The 20,234-nt window shown below is 46.4% G+C and carries 23 protein-coding genes; 6 read left to right on the top strand and 17 right to left on the bottom strand.

What is annotated here, in order from left to right:
* Window positions 1-174: 174 nt before the first annotated feature.
* Entirely contained in the window at window positions 175-1,125 is a 951-nt protein-coding gene (locus JNUCC21_RS06845) for a ring-cleaving dioxygenase (RefSeq protein ID WP_012117369.1), read from the bottom strand.
* Between the two features lie 322 nt (window positions 1,126-1,447).
* On the opposite strand from JNUCC21_RS06845, the gene JNUCC21_RS06840 reads away from it, so the two are divergent.
* From JNUCC21_RS06840 to JNUCC21_RS06815, 6 genes are all read left to right on the top strand, one after another.
* Window positions 1,448-2,764: an APC family permease gene (locus JNUCC21_RS06840; RefSeq protein ID WP_007407254.1), complete on the top strand. Its 1,317-nt coding sequence runs from the start codon at window positions 1,448-1,450 to the stop codon at window positions 2,762-2,764.
* Window positions 2,765-3,049: 285 nt separating this feature from the next.
* Window positions 3,050-3,667, top strand: a complete 618-nt coding sequence (locus JNUCC21_RS06835; RefSeq protein WP_003154804.1) for a DUF47 domain-containing protein — start codon at window positions 3,050-3,052, stop codon at window positions 3,665-3,667.
* 12 nt (window positions 3,668-3,679) lie between these two features.
* Window positions 3,680-4,678, top strand: coding sequence for an inorganic phosphate transporter (locus JNUCC21_RS06830; RefSeq protein ID WP_007407255.1), 999 nt, complete (start codon window positions 3,680-3,682; stop codon window positions 4,676-4,678).
* Between the two features lie 104 nt (window positions 4,679-4,782).
* The gene (locus JNUCC21_RS06825; RefSeq protein WP_007407256.1) at window positions 4,783-5,529 is read left to right on the top strand and encodes a type II toxin-antitoxin system SpoIISA family toxin; all 747 of its coding nucleotides are present in this window, start codon (window positions 4,783-4,785) and stop codon (window positions 5,527-5,529) included.
* Window positions 5,530-5,700 carry a type II toxin-antitoxin system SpoIISB family antitoxin gene (locus JNUCC21_RS06820; protein WP_003154807.1) on the top strand — a complete coding sequence of 57 codons (171 nt, stop codon included), beginning with the start codon at window positions 5,530-5,532 and terminating at the stop codon, window positions 5,698-5,700.
* Between the two features lie 96 nt (window positions 5,701-5,796).
* Entirely contained in the window at window positions 5,797-5,922 is a 126-nt protein-coding gene (locus tag JNUCC21_RS06815; RefSeq protein WP_023356844.1) for a hypothetical protein, read from the top strand.
* Between the two features lie 34 nt (window positions 5,923-5,956).
* Here the strand turns inward: JNUCC21_RS06815 and JNUCC21_RS06810 are convergent, their stop codons facing one another.
* The 16 genes from JNUCC21_RS06810 to JNUCC21_RS06735 all read right to left on the bottom strand — a co-directional run bounded on the left by JNUCC21_RS06810 (window position 5,957) and on the right by JNUCC21_RS06735 (window position 20,227).
* Window positions 5,957-6,835, bottom strand: coding sequence for an N-acetylmuramoyl-L-alanine amidase (locus JNUCC21_RS06810; RefSeq protein WP_064107867.1), 879 nt, complete (start codon window positions 6,833-6,835; stop codon window positions 5,957-5,959).
* Window positions 6,836-6,848: 13 nt separating this feature from the next.
* A complete protein-coding gene (locus JNUCC21_RS06805; protein WP_003154813.1) occupies window positions 6,849-7,112 on the bottom strand; it encodes a phage holin in 264 nt (87 codons plus the stop codon).
* A gap of 13 nt (window positions 7,113-7,125) precedes the next feature.
* A complete protein-coding gene (locus JNUCC21_RS06800) occupies window positions 7,126-7,389 on the bottom strand; it encodes a hemolysin XhlA family protein (RefSeq protein ID WP_003154815.1) in 264 nt (87 codons plus the stop codon).
* 51 nt (window positions 7,390-7,440) lie between these two features.
* Complete coding sequence (locus JNUCC21_RS06795) at window positions 7,441-8,202, bottom strand: hypothetical protein (protein ID WP_043021265.1); 762 nt, start codon at window positions 8,200-8,202, stop codon at window positions 7,441-7,443.
* A gap of 56 nt (window positions 8,203-8,258) precedes the next feature.
* The gene (locus JNUCC21_RS06790) at window positions 8,259-8,456 is read right to left on the bottom strand and encodes an XkdX family protein (RefSeq protein WP_007610833.1); all 198 of its coding nucleotides are present in this window, start codon (window positions 8,454-8,456) and stop codon (window positions 8,259-8,261) included.
* A 4-nt stretch (window positions 8,457-8,460) separates the two neighbouring features.
* Complete coding sequence (locus tag JNUCC21_RS06785; RefSeq protein WP_326161497.1) at window positions 8,461-8,886, bottom strand: hypothetical protein; 426 nt, start codon at window positions 8,884-8,886, stop codon at window positions 8,461-8,463.
* Between the two features lie 12 nt (window positions 8,887-8,898).
* Window positions 8,899-10,488 carry a hypothetical protein gene (locus JNUCC21_RS06780; RefSeq protein ID WP_015239691.1) on the bottom strand — a complete coding sequence of 530 codons (1,590 nt, stop codon included), beginning with the start codon at window positions 10,486-10,488 and terminating at the stop codon, window positions 8,899-8,901.
* 2 nt (window positions 10,489-10,490) lie between these two features.
* On the bottom strand, window positions 10,491-10,763 hold the full coding sequence (locus tag JNUCC21_RS06775; RefSeq protein WP_015239690.1) for a hypothetical protein: 273 nt from the start codon (window positions 10,761-10,763) through the stop codon (window positions 10,491-10,493).
* Complete coding sequence (locus JNUCC21_RS06770) at window positions 10,760-11,338, bottom strand: YmfQ family protein (protein WP_015239689.1); 579 nt, start codon at window positions 11,336-11,338, stop codon at window positions 10,760-10,762. The genes JNUCC21_RS06775 and JNUCC21_RS06770 overlap by 4 nt, the downstream gene beginning before the upstream one ends.
* On the bottom strand, window positions 11,322-12,368 hold the full coding sequence (locus JNUCC21_RS06765) for a baseplate J/gp47 family protein (RefSeq protein WP_052827322.1): 1,047 nt from the start codon (window positions 12,366-12,368) through the stop codon (window positions 11,322-11,324). The genes JNUCC21_RS06770 and JNUCC21_RS06765 overlap by 17 nt, the downstream gene beginning before the upstream one ends.
* Window positions 12,361-12,786, bottom strand: coding sequence for a DUF2634 domain-containing protein (locus JNUCC21_RS06760; RefSeq protein WP_369878691.1), 426 nt, complete (start codon window positions 12,784-12,786; stop codon window positions 12,361-12,363). Before JNUCC21_RS06760 ends, JNUCC21_RS06765 begins: the two co-directional genes overlap by 8 nt.
* Window positions 12,787-12,889: 103 nt before the next feature.
* Window positions 12,890-13,156 (bottom strand): DUF2577 family protein, encoded by a 267-nt coding sequence (locus tag JNUCC21_RS06755; protein WP_007610818.1) that lies wholly within the window; start codon window positions 13,154-13,156, stop codon window positions 12,890-12,892.
* On the bottom strand, window positions 13,156-14,133 hold the full coding sequence (locus JNUCC21_RS06750; protein WP_015239687.1) for a hypothetical protein: 978 nt from the start codon (window positions 14,131-14,133) through the stop codon (window positions 13,156-13,158). Before JNUCC21_RS06750 ends, JNUCC21_RS06755 begins: the two co-directional genes overlap by 1 nt.
* A gap of 13 nt (window positions 14,134-14,146) precedes the next feature.
* Window positions 14,147-14,806, bottom strand: coding sequence for a LysM peptidoglycan-binding domain-containing protein (locus tag JNUCC21_RS06745; protein WP_025284610.1), 660 nt, complete (start codon window positions 14,804-14,806; stop codon window positions 14,147-14,149).
* The gene (locus JNUCC21_RS06740; RefSeq protein WP_369878690.1) at window positions 14,799-20,087 is read right to left on the bottom strand and encodes a transglycosylase SLT domain-containing protein; all 5,289 of its coding nucleotides are present in this window, start codon (window positions 20,085-20,087) and stop codon (window positions 14,799-14,801) included. The genes JNUCC21_RS06745 and JNUCC21_RS06740 overlap by 8 nt, the downstream gene beginning before the upstream one ends.
* Complete coding sequence (locus tag JNUCC21_RS06735) at window positions 20,075-20,227, bottom strand: hypothetical protein (protein WP_015239684.1); 153 nt, start codon at window positions 20,225-20,227, stop codon at window positions 20,075-20,077. The genes JNUCC21_RS06740 and JNUCC21_RS06735 overlap by 13 nt, the downstream gene beginning before the upstream one ends.
* Between the last annotated feature and the right edge of the window lie 7 nt (window positions 20,228-20,234).

The following is a 20,234-nucleotide window of genomic DNA, read 5'->3' as shown; positions in this document are numbered from 1 at the left end:
TCACTCCTTTTGTTTAACTTTGAACAAGTGTAACAACCAAATGTGAAAAATTTATTAATAAACAAAGACAATTATTTTGCCGTTTACAAATAGGTAAAAAGAATGACAAAACGGGTAAAAAAGCAAAAAAAGATGCCCCCGTCAAGCCGGGAGGCATCTGTCATGATTTCTGATTTACTGTATCGGTTTCAGCCGTGCTTCTATTTCAGAACGGCGGTGTTCGAGATAAGGCGGGAGCGCAACCGTTTTGCCTAGCTCTTCAGGTTTTTCATCAACCATAAATCCCGGACCGTCCGTTGACAATTCAAACAGAATTCCGTTCGGCTCCCGGAAGTACAGCGCTTTGAAATAATAACGCTCTACAATGCCTGAGTTGCTGAAACCTTCTTTTGTAATGATGCGGTGCCATAAAGCAAGCTCCTCTTCATTCTGAACGCGGAAGGCCACATGGTGGACGCTGCCTTTCCCCGGACGCTCGCGCGGAAGATCGTTTCTTTCAATGAGATGGACTTCTGTGCGCGCGCCTCCGTTTCCGGATTCGAGCACCGTAACCGTGCCCCGGTCTTCATGCGTTTCTTTCCCGATTTCAGTGAAGCCCAGCACATCGGTTAACACACGCAGCGTCGGTTCTGCATACGGGACGGTCAATTCAACGGGACCAAGACCGCGGAAAGAATATTCTTCCGGTATGCCGCTTTGCTTCACCGCTTCACCGATGTCTTTTCCTTTTTCGTCAGCTGTCAGCACAAGCCGCTGTCCTTCATGATCCCAAAAAGCGAGTGTCTCTCTGCCCGCTATTGTCATGATGTCGCCATGAGCGACCTGATGCTCTTCAAATCGTTTTTTCCAATATTGAAGCGCTTGTGCATCCGGGACACGCAGGCCGATTGAAGAAATACTGTTTGTTCCCGCATGAAACGGCGCAATCCGCGGAATTTCGAAAAACGTCAATTCCGATCCCGGATTAGCTGTTTCATCACCGTAAAATAAGTGATACATCGTCGGTTCATCCTGGTTTACGGACTTTTTCACAAGCTTCAATCCCAGGATGTTCCGATAAAAATCTAAATTTTTCTGCGCATCAGCCGTCAATGCTGATACATGGTGTATTCCATTAACTTTCATTATGTTATCCTCCAGTCAATTATCTCGATTTCGAGATATTTTATATATACAATTTATGTTATCCGGATCGCAAAGTCAACCCATCTGCTTCACAGACGGTCTGCAGACTGCCGCTCCCCAAATAACGAACCTTCGATATTAAAAAACCATTAATGTTCGTTTTTAAAACGGTATTTTTTCCTTCTCAAAAGCAGAAACCTTTATCTTTTAGGGAAAACAACAAAATCAGAAAATTTATTTTATTCGTGTTTCAGCAATTAGGGTTTACAATATGGAAAATAGTTTTTTCAGCATGACGATTTTACATCTGGAGGGATAGGATATGCAGATTGAAGAGAACGGACTTAAAAAAGAGATCGGCCTTACCATCGCCCTCTCACTTGTTATCGGCACCATCATCGGTTCCGGCGTATTTATGAAACCAGGCGCCGTGCTTGCCTACTCCGGTGATGCGAAAACCGCGCTTATCGCGTGGCTGTTAGGAGGCATTTTGACGCTTGCCGGCGGCTTGACCGTTGCGGAAATCGGCACTCAGATTCCGAAAACGGGCGGACTTTATACATATCTCGAAGAAGTGTATGGCGAATTTTGGGGCTTTTTGTGCGGATGGGTTCAAATTATCATTTACGGCCCCGCCATTATCGGAGCAATCGGCTTGTATTTCGGCTCTTTGATGGCGCACTTGTTCAATTGGGATTCCGGCTGGTCTAAATTGATCGGGATTTCAGCCGTTTTGTTTTTAAGCATCATTAACATTATCGGAACGAAATATGGCGGCATCGTCCAGGGAATTACGACTGTCGGCAAATTGATTCCGATTATCTGCATGATCGTGTTCGGCCTTTGGAAAGGCGATCAGCATATTTTCACAGCCGTCACAAGCAGCATGTCGGACATGAATTTCGGCGCTGCCATACTGGCCACCTTGTTTGCTTATGACGGCTGGATTCTGCTTGCGGCACTCGGCGGCGAAATGAAAAATCCGGAAAAGCTGCTCCCGAGAGCGATGACGGGCGGACTCTTGGTCGTCACCGCCATTTATCTTTTCATTAACTTTGCGCTGCTGCACATTCTTCCTGCGACCGACATCGTCAAACTCGGTGAAAATGCGACCGGCACCGCTGCCGGAATGCTATTTGGCGACATCGGAGGAAAATTGATCAGCGTCGGAATCATCGTCAGCATCTTCGGCTGTTTAAACGGAAAGATTCTCGCTTTTCCGCGTGTCTCATTTGCGATGGCGGAACGGAAACAGCTGCCGTTTGCCGGACAGATTTCGCGGGTGCACCCGACGTTCCGCACCCCGTGGATTGCCGTGTCATTTCAGATCGCGCTGGCCATTATTTTTATGATCGCCAGCAATCCCGATAAGCTGTCTGAAATCTCTATTTTCATGATTTATATTTTTTACGTCATGGCCTTTTTCGCCGTGTTTATCCTCAGAAAAAAAAGCGGCGGAAAACCGCGCGCCTACAGCGTGCCTTTGTATCCGATCATTCCTGTTTTGGCCATCGCGGGTTCACTGTTTGTGCTGATCAGCACGATCATTACAGATACACTGAGCTGCGTGCTGTCCCTCTTGATCGGCCTCGCCGGGCTGCCGCTTTATTTTTGGCTGAAAAACGGCAGAAAAAACTGACAAAAACGGTTCCTTTTACGGGAGCCGTTTTTTTTCTGGCAAAATCACGTGCAAAAGTTGACAGCAAATTCACATCTTTTGTTATACTTTTTAAGCAAGATGTCTGAATTCGAAGTATGTTACGTTTTTTTGGCGAAGTGGGTAACATAAGAAAAACAGGATGAGACACGTTTTTACGAAAAAATCAAGAGGCGTTTTTTTCGACTTTATCTGTTTTTTTTCGACAAAAGGCTATATAATAATTTGATGTGTGCATTGTCTCATTCAAACAATGGAGGGTTTTTAATGATAAAAAGAAAAAAAGATAAGTTCTCACTCCTTTTAACAGAAATCGCAAAAAACATAGACGAAACCGCAGAATACTTTGTCAACTTTAAAGTGACGAACCAGACGACTTTAAAGGAATTTGCCGATACGTTAAAAGAGTTTGAAACAAAAGGAGATAATCATGTTCATGTCATGATTAAAGAGCTGAACAAAGCTTTTATCACTCCCATTGAACGTGAAGACATCCTTGAGCTGACAAACAGCCTCGATGACGTGCTTGACGGAATCGAACATTTTTCAGCAATGATGGAGATTTTCTCGATCACTTCTTCCGATGAGCATATCGATAAGTTCAGCGGATACATCAGAGAGTGCGCGAAGGAAATTTTAATCACGATTGAACTGCTTGCAGAAAACCGATTGAAGGACATTCACCCTCACGCCATTAAAATTAAGGAATACGAGCACAGCTGTGATAACCTGCACCGTAAATCATTAAAAAATCTGTTCGGCACAGAAACCGATCCGATTAAAGTGATTCAGTACCGCGAAATTTACGAAACGCTTGAGGAAATTGCCGACTCTTGCCAAAGCGTTGCCAATAACCTTGAAACCATTATTATGAAAAACGCGTAACGAGGGGTTATAATGGATACTCTATTACTTTTAACGATATTAATTGTCATATGCGCTTTGGTATTTGACTTCATTAACGGATTTCACGATACCGCAAACGCAATCGCCACCTCAGTTTCGACAAAAGCGCTGAAGCCGCGGCACGCAATCGTTATGGCCGCCATCATGAACTTTCTCGGAGCGATGACATTTACCGGTGTGGCGAAAACCATTACAAAGGACATTGTGAATCCTTATACATTAGACAACGGGTCAGTTGTCATTCTGGCGGCTTTACTCGCCGCAATCGTCTGGAACTTGATCACATGGTATTTCGGCATTCCGAGCAGCTCTTCACATGCGATTATCGGAGCGATCGCCGGAGCGGCCATTGCAGCGTCAGGTTTTGCAACGCTTAATTATAAAGGGTTCATTAAAATTATCGAAGCACTTATTTTATCACCGATCATCGCCTTTGTTCTCGGCTTTATCGTATATTCGATCGTGAAGCTGATTTTTAAAGACAGCAATCTGGCGAAAACAAATAAACGCTTCCGCAGAGTGCAGATTTTGACGGCTGCCATTCAGTCCTATACACACGGAACGAACGACGCGCAAAAAGCGATGGGTATCATTACGATGGCGCTTATGACGGCCAATTTACATAAAAGTGATGCCATTCCTTTTTGGGTGCAGCTCTCTTGTGCCCTGGCAATGGGTCTCGGCACATCCATCGGCGGCTGGAAAATCATTAAAACCGTCGGCGGAAAAATTATGAAAATCCGTCCGGTAAACGGCGTATCTGCCGACTTAACCGGCGCAGCCATTATTTTCGGGGCCACGTTTATTCATCTCCCTGTCAGCACGACGCACGTCATTTCGTCTTCCATTCTAGGTGTGGGCGCTTCCCACCGCGTAAAAGGCGTAAACTGGGGAACGGCTAAACGGATGCTCATTACATGGGTCATCACCCTGCCGATTGCAGGTACACTCGGCGCCATCGCCTTTTTCATCCTAGATCTCTTTTTCTGATGACATCCGCTTCTTTACAGAAGCGGTTTTTTTTGTGACAGGAAAATGATGTCATGACATAGAATGAACATAGCAGACCATTTTTCAAATTGTGAGGGATGCTCATGCTTTTGTTTTTTCAGATCATGGTGTGGACGATGGCGGCCGCGCTCATTTTATATGTGTACGCATCCTGGCGGTATGAGGCAAAGGTAAAAGAAAAAATGTTTGCCATCCGTAAAACGTGGTATTTACTATTTGTACTGGGCTCCATGGTCTATTGGACATATGATCCTGAATCGCTCTTTGCCGCATGGAGACAATATTTGATTGTTGCCGTCTGCTTTGCCCTTATTGATGCGTTTATCTTTTTGAGCGCGTATATCAAAAAGCTCGCCGGCAATGAATTAGAGACGGATACGCGGGAAATTTTAGAAGAAAATAACGAAATGCTTCACTCCTATCTTGAAAAACTGAAAACCTATCAATATCTGTTGAAAAATGAACCGATCCATGTATATTATGGAAGTACAGAAGCTTATGCGGAAGGCATCAGCAGACTGCTGGCCGCTTATGCCGAAAAAATGAATGTCACGGCTTCCTTGTGCGACTATTCCGCACAATCGGATAAGGACCGCTTGACGGAGCATATGCCTGATGCGGCGGACGTTCAGTCCCGTCTTAACCGTAAAGATGTCTACTATGATCAAAAAGGCAGGCTTGTGCTTATTCCGTTTACAGTCCAGAACCGCCATTACGTGATCAAACTCACGTCGGAAAACCTGTTGACGGAATTCGATTATTTGCTTTTCACATCGCTAACGAGCATTTATGATTTAATGCTGCCAATAGAAGAGGAAGGTGACGGTTAAATGGAGCAGGCATTTCAAAACGGGCAGCCGGAACAAAGAGCGAAACCGTTCAAAATGTTTAAAAAACGTTCAATGACAAGTATCGCAAGTTACCAGGTCAGCCCTCATACCGCCAGAATTTTCAAAGAAAACGAGCGGCTGATTGACAAGTATAAACAAAAAAAAGCTTGATTACACTAAGGACAGGAGACACGGCTCTTGTCCTTATTCCTTTTTTCCTTATCTTTCATATAATAAAACCAACAAAGAGATGCGACAGGTGATGATGTGAAGAAAATTGTCAGGCGCGTAAAGTTTGTGGATTACGGACGCTTCGGGCTTTCCGCTTATTCGCTGAGGATGCGGGCGAGGAATCTCAGGCTATTGAACCGGTTAAAAAAGAAAAAAGGCTGAATCCCGCAATGTGAACGGGACTCAGCCTTTTTTGTTAAAGCTGCATCAGAATTTTCGCTTTTACAGCGGGGCCGTAGACGCCGTCAGACGTCAGTCCGTTTACAGATTGGAAGCGGGCCACGGCATCTGCGGTTTTCGGACCGTAGATACCGTCAATGCCGTTATTGACAGCTCCTTTTTCAGGATAGAAGTAAAGCGCGGCGAGCGCGTTTTGCACCTGGTATACCTTTTCGCCGGACGTGTACGGCTCTGTCAGCTGAATCATCTCGTCCGGAAGAGAATACAGTGCTTCAACCGGCGGGCTGACGATCAGTACTTGTCCGACTTTAATCAGGTTCGGGTCAGCGATGTTATTCCATTTCTGCAGGTCGGCCACGCTGACGCCGAATTTCCGCGCGATCGCCGACAGCGTATCTCCTTTTTGGACGGTATACGTCTGTCTTTCCCCAGAACCGATTCCCGCTTTAAACTCATCCCATGTATCCAACAGTCTTCTCGGACAAAGCTTTCCTGACCAATGCTTGTGCGCAACGACATTTGCAAGCGGGATGCCGTGCGAGGTCATTAATGTGCGGATGAGCCATTGGGCGTTTGCCACGGCCTGTGAAAAGTTGCCGTCTGCGTTTTCACAAATTTCAATACCAATGGATTTACGGTTGCCGTCCCCGTTTCCGTCACCGGCATGCCAGCCGTTTTCGTTCAGCGGAAGATGCTGATAAATTTCCGTATCATCGACTGTGAAATGCCAGCTTGTCGGTGTATCGGGATTTTTCACATAGCTTGCGTGACTTTTGGCGTTAGCTCCGACTGCAGTATTGGCTGTATTGTGCACCGTAATGTAAATCGGTGTCATTGCATAGCCTGGGCGGTTATTGTTTCCTGCCGGGATAAAATCCTGTGTGATCTTTACCATATTCTCATCTCTCCTATTTCGATAAATTGTTTATTTTTAATAAAGCCTGCTGTTTTTTCCCTTTTGCTGTAACGTAATTGTTTTTAAACCAGGCGGCGGCAGTCGTTATGATTGTAAAAACGGCCGACCCGGCGGCATACAGCGTATCTGCAAGCTGGCTGACCTGGTCCTCCTGAATATTCAGCGGCGATTTGCCGAACATCAGCAAAGTTTGATTCAATAAAGCAAGCAAAAGAAGCACCGTCCTGACGACCGTGCCTTTGTCCGCGAATTTCATATTGGTTTCCCCCTTACTTTTGCAGCAGATTGTACATGATGGCGATGGCTCCGCCAATGACGCCCGTGCAGATTGCTGTCACGATCGCTCCTGTAATGGTCCGCTTAATCCATGTTGTGTTTTCGTCAATTTTGTTCAGTTTTTCATTCAGCGTCATGATTTGCTGATCCTGCCGGTCGGATACCCGCTCTAATGCGGCTACCCGCTGTTCAAGCACCTTTTGTTCACCTTTGATGCCTGCGAATTCTTTTTGCACCGCTTGTTCATCCAGAAGCACTTCCGCTCCCCCCTCTTACATTGTTCTCACCTCCCTTCGGAAGCTTCATTCTTACGAAAATGCCGTGCCTTTGACAGAAAGGCTCCCGCCGGAAATGCTCTGGATTTCCATGACGATTTCCTTAAAGCCGGCAATATCAAATGACCACACTTCTTCTGTGCCTGACGTACCGGCGGCTGATGTCCCGTCATCAGACCTGATTCCTCTGATCGGCACGTTTTTTCCTGAGATGGATCTCCCCCAAAACGCGACATGGCCCGACTCAGCCGTGCCGGTGATTTCGACGAGAAGTTTTTTCCAAGCGCCCGCCGAGAAGATGCTTCCCTCGCCCGCCTCTGCTGCATTTTCATGAAAAATCACGTCTGTATATGAAAACGCCATATCACCGCCCGTACCGACAGATTGGTATAAAACAAATTCGGACTGCTTTTGATTTCCGTTTTCAAAACGGAACCGGTAATATCGTTTTGTCAGGAAGACCCACCCCGAAGCGGTCAGCACTCCGCCTTTGACTGCGACAAAATGTGAAGCTGTCCACGAATTGTTATCCTCGCTCTCTTCAATAAAAAGAGTTCCGCTGCGGTCCGAATAAGCCCACCCCTGTGCTCTGTCTATTAAGACGGCTCCTAAACGGTCTTGTCCGAATTGGCTGTAAACTTCAATCGCTTCTAGCGGCGTATTGGTAAGAAGCTCTGCCATTCCGGACAAATCAGCAACAGGTGTGACATAATCGTTTTTGTTACCGCGGTAAGCTTTTACGGCGCCGGGTCTGCCAAGTTGATCGGCGGGAAATTCAAATGAATGCTTTTTCATCGGCCGTCCTCCTTTTCTCATTTATTAAAAATGACAAATAAAAAAAGCCGTTTGGCTTATGACACAGCATTTTTATAATTTTCGTATGTTTCACCCGTTATTTCTTGAAATTCCTCAGGCGTGATATACTTCGCGGCCACACCTTCAGCCAGATCTTCGGCAGAGCAGTCATCATAGCCCATAGCTTGTTTGACCATTTCTATTGAGGCCCACTTATAAAACAAAGCGTAAACCCAAAAGTTAAGTCTCTTCATTTTTTCATTCTCCTTTTACGTTTAAGAATTCCAGTTTTAAAGACGCTAATTGTTCACCTAAAGCTTTATTCAACACCTCTGTTTTCTCCCTTGCTACCACTTCGGCAGACAATTGTACACCCAAAGCATTTTGAGCTTGTTCTGCTTGTTTTCTCGCTAGTTTTTCATCTGCCAGTTGCTGTCCGATTTCTTTCAACTGTTCCAAAATGGGATCCGGCTCCACCACATCCTGATACTTGTTTTTTTGATTTTCCTTATATTCTTGATCAGCAGATTCGTTCCAAATTTTATTTACTTCATCAAACTGCGGTCTCCATAAGCCGTCCGGAGGTTTTATGGATGTTGAGTTTTGCGGCATTATACTTGATGTACTGTCTAAGATTTCAGGCCTTTGAAAATAAAAATTCTCATCATACAAAAAGACTTGCATATTCATCCCTCATTACAAAGTGAAATTATTATCTATTGAAATCCCTGTAATATTTTCCTCTATTTTAGCGAATTTTCCGCTAAATCTCAGTTCACCCGTTGGTTCGGCATAATATTTTGTTACCCCCGTTGTTCCAAAGAAAGTGGCAGCCATTGCTTTCTGTGTTGAAGGATGAGCTTCAGCAGGGAGTACAGCAAAAACACTATCGAAGTCTGGAGGAACCACTTCACCACGGGTGAATACTTGGTTGCCCCACACTGCATACTGAGGTTTTCTTCCGCCAACCTTATGTCCATTAATTAGCGTTAAATCATACCAAGTTATTTTATTAAAATCCTCTTCAGTAAATAGACGTTTCCACCCCTTAAAAACACCGTCTGTATGAACAGTTGCAATCCATACATTGTTATCGTAACTTCTCCAAGCTAAAATCGACTTCCTCCCTGACTCCCCCTCAACCACATCATAGTTAAACCAGGAATTATCATTTTCAACCGGATTGTTTTTCAGCTGAGCACCCATTCCACAATAAAACCCCGAGCTCAGCGCCAGTATGTCTGATCCGTTTTCTAATCGTGTCCGTCTCCCATCATCCTTTGTCAACTTCGCCAACTGGCCGCCGTTCCATTTGTCTCTTTCGATAGGACTTATATGAATTGATGAATCTATCGCATGTGCATCGACCTTTGACTGCGCTCCAGCTATGGATTCAATTGGATACCAATTGATTGCTGTTTGATTAGTGTTATAATAAAACCACCATGCATTACCCTTCACGTCTACAGCATAACCATTACCTATTCCCGGCTGCCCCACTAACTGCATACCTCGCAGACTCGTATTTGACGGGTTGTCTGTTACTGCATTGGTTCCGTAAAAAGTTACAGAACCTACATCTTTTAACGAGTCATAAAACGAGCCGGAAGTTAAATTGATTTTTTGCGTGCCGTTATCAGTGGTGATTTTAAACAGCTGCCCTGCATTCCATGTATCCTTCTCAGCTTTCGTTACATGGATATCAGTCTGATTTGTGTGGGCATCGACTTTTTTTTGGGCGCCTTCCGAAGTTTCTAACTGAACCCAATCAGTCCAGCCGGAAGCTTTAAGGGTTTTTCTCCATGTGCCTCCTTCATAATCCATTGCCAGAGCCTCACCATAAGACTTGAATCCGATATATAAGCCTCTGGTGGAAAGCGGAGGAGTATGAACTCCCGTGTTATTTGTGTAAAAGAAAAAAGATTGATTAAGCTGGTCTACAATTTGATGAAAATCCAAGCCATCTTGTATACTTATTAAATATTTACCTGAATCATCCGTCAGCTTTGTTAACTGCCCGTCATTCCACTTCTGGCGCTCTTCCTTCGTCACATGCCGGTCCAGATCTTGATTGTGCTGATCAAAATCTTTTTTTGCTGCCTGCTGGACATTGTCCACGTTTCCGAGGCCGATTTGCGCCTTTGTCGTTTTGTGCGGGTTGTTCATGTCGTTTTTATGGGCCGCCAGATCCGTGTGGGCGTCTTTTATGCCTTTTTCCCAGCGGTTGACGTCATCTTCATTAATCGGATCGTCCGGAAGCCAGTCTGTTTTTTCTTCGTAAGCCATCGTTACACCACCTCAAAGGTAAATCTTAAATCAAGCGTTCTGTTATTGCTGAGATCTAAATTTGTTTTTCGTTCTGTGATGACGCTTCCTGTTTCGTCAAGCATCTGCACGGTTTCAATGTGTTTGATGTCTTCTTCCCTGCGAGTGAGAACGGTGACTGCGGCATCTTTTACGGAAATGTCCGCAATCGGAGTTTCTTTTCCGTTTAACAGCACTTTTGTGATCCTGTTTTTCAGATCGGCTGCGGCACGCTGTCTGTAAGCGGCTGATATCATGGTAAGACCACCTCGTTATTGTTGAGTGTGACGGAATAACCGACCTTCAGTTCACTGACTTTTCGGTATCTCCGATTGTTGAGAATGACCCGGTCTTTGATTTCCAGTGTTTCGTTTAATGCGGCTCTCAGTGTATACGCCAAATGAGCAGGTTTGATTTTTTCAAGCGTTTCAATCAGCTCGTTCATGTGCTGCAGGTCATCAAGCCCGATATCGGCATAAAAACGATACTGCCCCGGAAACATCCGAACGTAAGCTGACGGATGTTTTAAAAAACGGTTTAGCGCCTGCTCGATCGCTTGATGTGTGATGGGCGGAATATTCGACATCTTTGAAATCAGCCTGAGCCGTCTCATATCCTCCGTGTCACCTGATTCCCGCGGTATTTTTAATATTTTTTCCCAGCGTTCAAGCCCCCACGTCGCCGTCGTGATAAAGAGCTGATCTGTCAAATCGAAAATATCGTTATTCTGCCGCTCAAACTCGGGAGCTTCCGCCTCAAGCAGTTGTGCCATCTCCTTTAATCGGGTTAAAAACGGCGGGAGGTACGCCGTCATCTCATCGAGTCTGCTCAAGGATTGTCACCTCTTTGAGTTTAGGAATTTCCACGTCACTGAGCACGAGGTTTTCCGCCGCACCGTTCATTTTGATATCGGCGTAGTCACTGACGGATGCCGAGTTATAAACGATGTTGTTAATTTGTGATAAACGGACGGTGTTTTCTTCAAAAGCCATTTTCTTAAATAAATTCAGGACGCCTTTTTCAATCTCCGCTTTCACGTCATCGATCGAGCTGTTCAGCTCAGGCAGCACGGAAGCGGAGATTTCGATTTCCTTCCATACGGCGCTTTCCACCGTTACTGCCGCTCCGATCGGCGCCTGTCCTTCTCCCTGCCCTTCGTCCGGATCAATATAATCCTTTACTTTTTTGATCAGAATATCTGATGCCGGTTCCAAATTCGCATTTGTGATGACAACCTTCACCGTTCCGGCTCCGTTCCAAAGCGGAAAGATTTTCGCCCTGCCGACGCCGTCAACCTCTTCGGCCCATTGTTTATAGTGCTGTTTATTTGCGCTGACTGCTTCCCGGCGGACACGGGTAAAATAGCGCGCCCTTAAGCTGTTGTCGTCTTCTTCCTCACGGCCGGGAATTAATATATCGCGCACGACTGCTTTCTCAAGCCCGGGTATCGTATCAAGCGGCAGCAGGTTCTGCCCTGAAATGCCGGCATTGCCCGCTTCACCGGCTGTTTCACATTCAAGCGTTCCATCCCCCGTATATTGAAAATACAGGTTATCAACGAAGAAACGGGAGCCTGGCGGAATGGTGATGCCCGCTGTGAATTCTCCTGCTCTGACCGCTTTTGTGGCAGGTGTTCGTTCAATTCCCGCTTCAGCAGCACGCCTGTCCAGAAATTCTCCCTGAGCCGTATCGGAGAACACGAGCTCCAGCACGGTATCCAGCCAAATATAAGACTTTGCGAGCTCAGCGGCCGCAGGCGCGAGCGCATTGTAAATGACGCTGCCTTCTCTCATATCAATATCCGCCGTAACGCGCGCCAGCATTCTGTCCATAATGTCGTCAAACGTCTGAGCTTCAAACATCCTCACCCAGCACCTCCTCTATCTCAAGCATGCCCTCATCAGTTTCAACGGTAAAAAAGACGATGAAGGCATCATCTTTTTTCTCAATCTCAAAATTGGTAACGGCCAAAATACGGTCATCATACAGCAAGGCTTCTTCTATCAGTCTTGGAATCTCCATTTTTTTATAAGCATCCGTCGTGTTCTGATCTGAAAGCACTTCCTGCAGTTCATTTCCGATATCATGGCTGAAAACCGAATATGAATACCGTTCTGTGTGAAGAGCGATATAGACGAATTGTCTGATTGCGTCCAGTCCGTTTATCAGTTCATTGGTAATTCGGTTGTTTTCAAAATCAATTCGGTAGGTTTGTGAAGTCTCAACGGCCTCACTCGGATCCTCCAAATCTTCAAATTCGATTTCCGGTGTCAGGGCCATTGCACCCGCTCCTTTTAGATTTGTTCATGTAAAAAAGCCCTCTTCGGCAGATGAAGCGGCTTTAATAGGCTGATATTCTCGTACATCTCCGTCCGGATGCCGGTTAAATTTTGTCCAGTACAAAGAAAGACTGTCCTCCTGTTAAGGCGGCGGTCATCACCCGATCTCCCGCCTGGAGCTGATCATCTTCTCCGGATCTCAGCCGCTTCGGCACAATGAGTGCATCAGACGGAATCAAAAGTTTGTCGTGATCTTTCAGTTTCAGCTCGAGCGGCGAAACGGAGGTCACTTCGGCCGGCATCAGCTCCACCGGCGCTTCGGCGTCAACCGCTCCGACGGCTAAATGTTTAATGGCATCACTTAATCTCATCAGGATGTCCCCTCCGGAAGTGAATTTTTCTCCGTAACGTCAATCGTCATGGTATGTTTTGTTCCTTGGAATTCATGGCGGTCCGTATCTACATAATAGGTTTTCTTCAGCCCGATTTCCGGAATTGAGATATAGACAGGCAATCCGCTTTCCAACCCGGGAATACCGATCGCCTGTATATTTTTCAGCTCTTTCTTAACGCCTTTTTTCTCAGCCTGCTTCACTTTTGCGCGCTGTTTCAGCTGGGCTTCGTTAATGTCGTCAGAAACCGTTTCGGTATACTGCAAAACGCCGAATGTTTTCATGCCCGCGCTGTCTGACGCGGAAGCCTTTATCGTTTTATTGTCTTTTTGCAGCCGCATGACGACACGGGTTGCGGTGTCATCAATTGAGGTGCTGTATTGATACCCTGTGATATTAACTCCTGTTTCCAGCACCCATATGTCAGACGGCTCCGGCCATTCACGCAAGCCGAGCCTGCCTTTTTCTGAATAGAGCTGATAATTGCGCCCCGTCTGGCTTTTTGTCTGCTTTAACGCTTTTAGCATCATATCGTAAAGACTTGTATCATTTTTAAAAACGAGTGATTTAATGGTATGGCCTGTGTTGGCAATGGATGTGACGGGAATTTGAAAATCGCTGGCGATCCTTTTCAATATTTGATCGGCGCGCTTGTTGGAAAACACGTAAACGTCCTGGTTTTTCACAAGATATTGGAGCATATCGTATGCGGTGAAGGCGACGGTATGCTCATCGGGCGTTCTTGCAAAAACAACGCCGCGGAACAGTTCTTTTCCGTTCCATTTGAACAAAACCGTATCCCCCTCCGATACACCGTAATACGTCTGGCTGCCCTGCTTTACGACAATCGTCGCTTCGATGGAGCGGGGCGCCTGATATCTGTGCCCTTCCAGCGTGACGCTTTCTGTGACAAGCTCGAGCCACTCCGTTTCTTTTATGACAAATAGTTCAATCATCTTTTCACCCGTTTCATTGCGGTATCTTCAGCTTCTGCCCCGGGAAGATCCAATGCCCCGGCTGCCGGATATTCCGTTTGCTGCGCTTAATCATGGCGGTTTTATTCGCGTTCCAGATTTTCCGCCACTCCGTATGGTTTCCGTAAAATTTGCCGGCGATGTCCCAAAGCGTATCCCCTTTTTTGACGGTATATGTTTTGGGTGAGGCTTTGGACGGGCGCTTCGCTTTCGTTTTTTTCTTTTGTTTGATTTTTCTTGGCGAAGCGGTTTTATATTCTTTCAGTACGATATCAAAATTCCGGTCACCGATTTCATTGTCACCTTCGCTGTAATTAAAGCTTTCAATGCTGCATGTGACATTGATTTTTGTCCCTGTAATCAAAAACTGAACGGGTTTTTTCGCTTTCATCCATGCTTCAATGGCTGAAATGGCTTTTTCCGGCGAAGGGATGCTTTGATATTCGGCAATCGGGCTGTACCGTTTCGGAAAAAAAGAAGAGAACGAAATTTCTTTCGCTCCCGGTTCTTCGATAAACGTCACCTCTCCAAGTCCGGTGACTTTCACGGAATCATTCTGCACGCTGTTTGCGATATCAATCGCTTCAGGGAGAACGGGAAGCCGGAGCTTGTCCTTCCCCTGAGACAGCCAAAATTCGTAAACAGATTTAGTCAAAAGCAACGGCCCCCTTTGCTCCGGTATAAATGTCTTTTTGCAGTTCATCAATCAGCGCCTGTTTGATTTTGGCGGCGAGGCTGTCGGCGTCCTGTCCGTTATGGAAATGCTGATCGCCGCTGAATTCGATTTTAATTTCTTTTGTTCCCGTTTTTTGAACGGTTTGTCCGCCGCCTTTAACGGCTGCGGAAACCGTGCCGGCTGAAAGCGCCGCCGGTTCCGTCTGGGACGGATCGGACACTTCCATGCCGAGCGCTTGAGCGGCTTGTTGCAGCAGATAACGGCCGCGGATGCCCCGCTCTTCAGGGATGATCCACTCCCGTTTGTTCCCTTCGCCGACACGGGCGATCTGCTCCTTGGTAATCAGACCCCCATTGGCATAACCGACGTAAGGGCCTCCATGAGCCATACTTTTAATCCCGGGGACATTGCTGATCGAGCCGTATCGGCTTTTAATATAGCCGATAGCGGCAGCGGCGTTGTGAATTGGATTTCTGATATCATTCATACCCGGTGCTTTGTGATCTTCAAAGGTGCTTGGAATCGTCTGCATAAGCCCCTGTGACGGGTGTCCGGCTTTGGCGTTGCTGTCCCATAGATTAATGGAATTAGGGTTGCCGCCTGACTCATGCTGTGCGATCGTCATTAATCCCGGAAGCCAGCTGATCGGCGTATTGGTTGCTTTCATTGCGGCCAAAAGCCACTCTTTGACGCTTCCTCCCGCTGCACCCATGCCGGAAAAGGCTGCTGCAAGCGAGCCTGCCTGTTTTTCGGCGTATTTTTTCACGTCAACTGAGCTGAGCCCTTTGACGACGCCGACTGAAGCAAAGCGCCCGAGGCTCATCATGACACGGGAAGGAGAGTGAATATCAAGCTCTTCCCTGAATGCGTCCTCGACTTTTTTGGCCATATCTTTGGCCGCCTGTTTGACTTCGCTTCCTTTTGCAGTCATCCCTGATACGAAGTGTCCGATCAGGCCTGACCCCCAGCCGTTCGCGGAATCTCTTGATTGCACAAACGGTTTATTGATATGTGTGCTTACGTATTGCGACGTTCCCGTATCTTTTGCATTCTGTCCGGCCGAATATCCTTTCACCGTTGCGGCGCCCCATGATGACGATTGATTAACCGCCGATTGATAAGGTGTTTTCACCTTTGTTTTTAAAAATGAATCGGTGCCCGTCGGCGAAGTATTCTGACCTTTGGCATAGCCCGCAACGACTTGCTTTCCGTAACCGGATGAAGACGAAATGAGGGCATTGAACGGCGTTCCGATGTTTTTTTCCTTCCAGCCGTCCATATCCACCGCTTTTTTGCTGATTCCGCTGTCAAAGCCTTCAGTAAACTGTTTGCCGAGTGATGAAGCCGTCCCGCCAAGTCCGGATGCCTCTACAGACGCTGCGGCCGATACAGATGCAGAAGAAGAAACACCGCCCGCTCCCGCCGGAACAGCAGAAGACTGAGCCGAAGCCGCGCCCATATCATCGACAACACGCATGCCGAGCTTAGACGCAGCTTGTGAAAGCAGCATCTTTCCGCGTCCGCGATTGTTGTCGACGGGGATGACAAATTCTTTACCGGCTTCACCGATCCAGGAAATGGTCGGCTTTGTAATGTAGCCGCCCGTGGCATTTTTGTCCGGTTTTTTCTTTTTATCTCCGCCGCCTCCTGTGACAAAGTTCATTATGCCTGAAATCATTTTGCCGCCGGTTTTATCCCAAATCTTTTTCACCCAGTCGAATGCTGCAGAAAAAGCATCTGATATGGCCGTTCCCACTTTTACAAGAGGTTCTTTTATATGTTTCTCAAACCAGCCGCTTAACCCTTTCCATATATCCTTTACCGTATCTAAAGCAGTCTGGAAAGCATCTGATATTCCTTTACCGACATTTTTCACCATGTCTTTCACCGGATTCCAGACAGTATCCATGAACCAGCCGGAAACCGTACTGAAAACGGATTTAATTTTATCCCAAGCTCCTGTGATTTTACTCCAAATGGACGTCGCCACTCCGACGACAGCCGATTTTACGGGCCCCCACACCGTGCTCATAAACCAGCCGGATACTGTGCTGAAGACACCTTGAATCGTCGCCCACGCATTCACGATATTTGACCAGATGCTTGTCGCCACTCCGACGACAGCCGATGAAACCGGCGTCCATACATTTTCCATGAACCAGGATGACACCGTGCTGAAAATCCCTTGAATCGTCGTCCACGCATTCACGATATTTGACCAGATGCTTGTCGCCACTCCGACGACAGCTGATGAAACCGGCGTCCATACATTTTCCATGAACCAGGATGAAACGCTTCCCCAAGTATCTTGTATTGTTGTCCAAGCACTTTGCGCCGCTTTGGAAATATCATTCCAAGTGTCTTTCAAAGCCCCTGAATCAAAGGCCTCTCCCAAGCTGGAACCGCCCAAACTGCCGGCGATGCCGCCTACCGCGCCGCCGATTAGCGTGCCTACTCCGGGAACAACGCTTCCTATTGCCGCTCCGGCCGCGGCTCCGGCAAGACCGCCGCCTGCTGAGCCGACCTTCTCTCCTGCATTATCTTTATTGATGCCGGCTAAATCAGTGAGTGATAACAATTCACCTATGCCGGGAATTCCTTTAGCGGCACCTTTTAACCCTTTCATACCGCCTTTTAGCGCCTTTGAATCTCCCAAGCCTTTCAAAAGCGCGCCGATGCCTTTACCTGCCCCTTTTGTTTTTGGCGTGTTTACGGATGCCTGTTTGCTTCCCTTTGCGGATGAACCTCGTTTTGAAGATTTATTCCGCTCTTCGACTTTACTGCTTTTGCCCCTCGTCACTCCGGTACAGCAGCAGCATCCCCCAAAAGCCCCGCCGTTTTTTTTGGCTGACTTTCCTGAAGATTTTGGCGCTGTTACCGTGCGCTGTGAACCCTTTGCCAGATCAGGACGCTTCGGGCCGTTGGAGCCGCCGGCAGTAAGGCCGCCCTTACTCTTTTCTTTTTTCGTGCCGCCTCCTAATAATCCGCCGATATTGAGTTTGCCTAATTTTTCAGCGATTCCTGAAAATATTTTTTCTATTAATTCCCCGGCTTTTTCGATGATTTTGTCCGGGCTGAATTTCTCAAATTTCTTGGCAATCTTGCTGACAATTTTATCAACAAATGCCTCGGCTTTTTCGATGATCGCATCAGGACTGAATTTGCCGAACTTTTTATCAATGCCTCCGAACAGTGAGGATGTAAACTGCTCCACTTTTTCCAAAATCTTATCCGGATTGAGAAAATCGAATTTCTCAGAAATTCGGTCAATCGTGTCATTTACAAATTGTTCGGCGCGGTCGATTAGCTTATCAGGACTGAATTTGCCGACAACGTCGTCGACTTTCTTCATAAACGAATCAGTAAAATGATCCAGCTCTTTCAATATGGTCTCCGGACTGAATTTACTGACAACGTCATCTATCTTTTTCATAAATGAATCAGTGAATTTATCCAGTTCTTTCAATATGGCTTCCGGACTGAATTTACTCACGACCCCGTCTACTTTTTTCATAAACGAATCAGCGAATTTATCCAGTTCTGATAATATCGCCTCAGGGCTGAACTTGCTCGCGATTTCGTCTACTTTTCCCATGAATGAGGTCGTGAACTTGTCCAGCTCTGCTAAAATCGTCTCAGGGCTGAACTTACTCGCGATTTCGTCTACTTTCCCCATGAATGAGCTCGTGAACTTGTCCAGTTCGGCTAATATCGTTGCCGGGCTGAATTTGCTCGCGATTTCGTCTACTTTCCCCATGAATGAGCTCGTGAACTTATCGAGTTCGGCTAATATCGTTTGCGGGCTGAATTTGCTCGCGATTTCGTCTACTTTTCCCATGAATGAGCTCGTGAACTTGTCCAATTCTGCTAAAATCGTCTCCGGGCTGAATTTGCTCGCGATTTCGTCTACTTTTCCCATGAATGATGTTGTAAACTTATCCAGCTCTGCCAAAATCGTTGCCGGGCTGAATTTGCTCGCGATTTCGTCTACTTTTCCCATGAATGAGCTCGTGAACTTGTCCAACTCTGCTAAAATCGTCTCCGGGCTGAATTTGCTCGCGATTTCGTCTACTTTTCCCATGAATGATGTTGTAAACTTATCCAGCTCTGCCAAAATCGTTGCCGGGCTGAATTTGCTCGCGATTTCGTCTACTTTTCCCATGAATGAGCTCGTGAACTTGTCCAACTCTGCTAAAATCGTCTCCGGGCTGAATTTGCTCGCGATCTCGTCCACTTTTCCCATGAATGAGCTCGTGAACTTGTCCAGTTCGGCTAAAATCGTCTCCGGGCTGAATTTGCTTGCGATTTCGTCTACTTTCCCCATGAATGATGTCGTGAACTTGTCCAATTCGGCTAATATCGTTGCCGGGCTGAATTTGCTTGCGATCTCGTCCACTTTCCCCATGAATGATGTCGTGAACTTGTCCAATTCTGCTAAAATCGTCTCCGGGCTGAATTTGCTTGCGATTTCGTCCGCTTTCTTCATAAAGCTTGCAGCGAATTTATCCAGTTCCGCTATGATTGTTTCCGGATAAAATTTGGATGCGATGTCATTGACTTTTTTCATGAAGGTGTCTGCAATGGAGTCAAGCATTGAAAAATCGTTTTTCGGCGAAGCAGGAGCAGCAGATGCAGAAGCTTTTCCGACGTCCGGCATATTCTTTTGCATTGCAGCCAGCTGTGCTGTCACCTTTTCGTTTAACGATAATTGAATAACATTGTTTTTTCCCGTCAGCGAATCAATGCCCGCTGAAATTCGGCCGACTGTTTTCATGACGTGATCTATGACGCGTATAGTGACAGAGTACCCGTTCTTTAACGCAGATTGCATATAGCGTTTGATACGTTCCATGGCAGGGGTCACTTCGTCTGACGCATAAAGTGAAACGGTAAATCCTTTAAAACCGGCAGCCAGATCCCGCAATCTCTCAAATGCCGCTGTCGCGCTGTCTTTTGCTCCTATTTTAATGGTTAAAGACGCAGGCAGACCCGCTAATTGGGCTTGCACCTTTTGAATGACGGCACTGGCTCCGTCTTCAGCTGAAATAGAGATCATTTGTGCGCCCAGCTTTCTTTTCATAGAGCGCTGAATGCGGTCAATTGTTCTTAAAACTGATTTACTCTCTTTGCGTATATCAATTTCACTTTGGCGTTTTGTCATTTTCCTGTATTTCTCAAGCGCTCTGAAGCCATTTTGGATTTTCCTTATTTTCTTTGAAACCCGATCTTCCAATTCAAAACGGGCGGTCAGCTTTGCCATGATGTCGCTCCCCCTTTCTTCGCTTGTTTTTCAAGAATGTCCAGCTTGTAACCGATTAAACCGTACAACAGCGCCTTAAAATGTCTCGGTGCTTCATATAACTCTTTCAGTTCTGATGGAGAATAATGAAGCTCATGCATCGCGTAA

This window comes from Bacillus sp. JNUCC-21 (genome assembly GCF_041222765.1).
Lineage (GTDB): Bacteria > Bacillota > Bacilli > Bacillales > Bacillaceae > Bacillus > Bacillus velezensis.
The sequence above is the reverse complement of the archived record's forward strand: the minus strand, read 5'-3'. Positions and strand labels throughout refer to the sequence as shown.

Excerpts from the sequence above, each read along its gene's own strand:
- JNUCC21_RS06845 (WP_012117369.1), bottom strand. The coding sequence starts at position 1,125 with ATGAAAGTTAATGGAATACACCATGTATCAGCATTGACGGCTGATGCG.
- JNUCC21_RS06840 (WP_007407254.1), top strand. The coding sequence starts at position 1,448 with ATGCAGATTGAAGAGAACGGACTTAAAAAAGAGATCGGCCTTACCATC.
- JNUCC21_RS06835 (WP_003154804.1), top strand. The coding sequence starts at position 3,050 with ATGATAAAAAGAAAAAAAGATAAGTTCTCACTCCTTTTAACAGAAATC.
- JNUCC21_RS06830 (WP_007407255.1), top strand. The coding sequence starts at position 3,680 with ATGGATACTCTATTACTTTTAACGATATTAATTGTCATATGCGCTTTG.
- JNUCC21_RS06825 (WP_007407256.1), top strand. The coding sequence starts at position 4,783 with ATGCTTTTGTTTTTTCAGATCATGGTGTGGACGATGGCGGCCGCGCTC.
- JNUCC21_RS06820 (WP_003154807.1), top strand. The coding sequence starts at position 5,530 with ATGGAGCAGGCATTTCAAAACGGGCAGCCGGAACAAAGAGCGAAACCG.
- JNUCC21_RS06810 (WP_064107867.1), bottom strand. The coding sequence starts at position 6,835 with ATGGTAAAGATCACACAGGATTTTATCCCGGCAGGAAACAATAACCGC.
- JNUCC21_RS06805 (WP_003154813.1), bottom strand. The coding sequence starts at position 7,112 with ATGAAATTCGCGGACAAAGGCACGGTCGTCAGGACGGTGCTTCTTTTG.
- JNUCC21_RS06795 (WP_043021265.1), bottom strand. The coding sequence starts at position 8,202 with ATGAAAAAGCATTCATTTGAATTTCCCGCCGATCAACTTGGCAGACCC.
- JNUCC21_RS06790 (WP_007610833.1), bottom strand. The coding sequence starts at position 8,456 with ATGAAGAGACTTAACTTTTGGGTTTACGCTTTGTTTTATAAGTGGGCC.
- JNUCC21_RS06785 (WP_326161497.1), bottom strand. The coding sequence starts at position 8,886 with ATGCAAGTCTTTTTGTATGATGAGAATTTTTATTTTCAAAGGCCTGAA.
- JNUCC21_RS06780 (WP_015239691.1), bottom strand. The coding sequence starts at position 10,488 with ATGGCTTACGAAGAAAAAACAGACTGGCTTCCGGACGATCCGATTAAT.
- JNUCC21_RS06775 (WP_015239690.1), bottom strand. The coding sequence starts at position 10,763 with ATGATATCAGCCGCTTACAGACAGCGTGCCGCAGCCGATCTGAAAAAC.
- JNUCC21_RS06765 (WP_052827322.1), bottom strand. The coding sequence starts at position 12,368 with ATGTTTGAAGCTCAGACGTTTGACGACATTATGGACAGAATGCTGGCG.
- JNUCC21_RS06760 (WP_369878691.1), bottom strand. The coding sequence starts at position 12,786 with ATGGCCCTGACACCGGAAATCGAATTTGAAGATTTGGAGGATCCGAGT.
- JNUCC21_RS06755 (WP_007610818.1), bottom strand. The coding sequence starts at position 13,156 with ATGAGATTAAGTGATGCCATTAAACATTTAGCCGTCGGAGCGGTTGAC.
- JNUCC21_RS06750 (WP_015239687.1), bottom strand. The coding sequence starts at position 14,133 with ATGATTGAACTATTTGTCATAAAAGAAACGGAGTGGCTCGAGCTTGTC.
- JNUCC21_RS06740 (WP_369878690.1), bottom strand. The coding sequence starts at position 20,087 with ATGGCAAAGCTGACCGCCCGTTTTGAATTGGAAGATCGGGTTTCAAAG.
- JNUCC21_RS06735 (WP_015239684.1), bottom strand. The coding sequence starts at position 20,227 with ATGCATGAGCTTCATTATTCTCCATCAGAACTGAAAGAGTTATATGAA.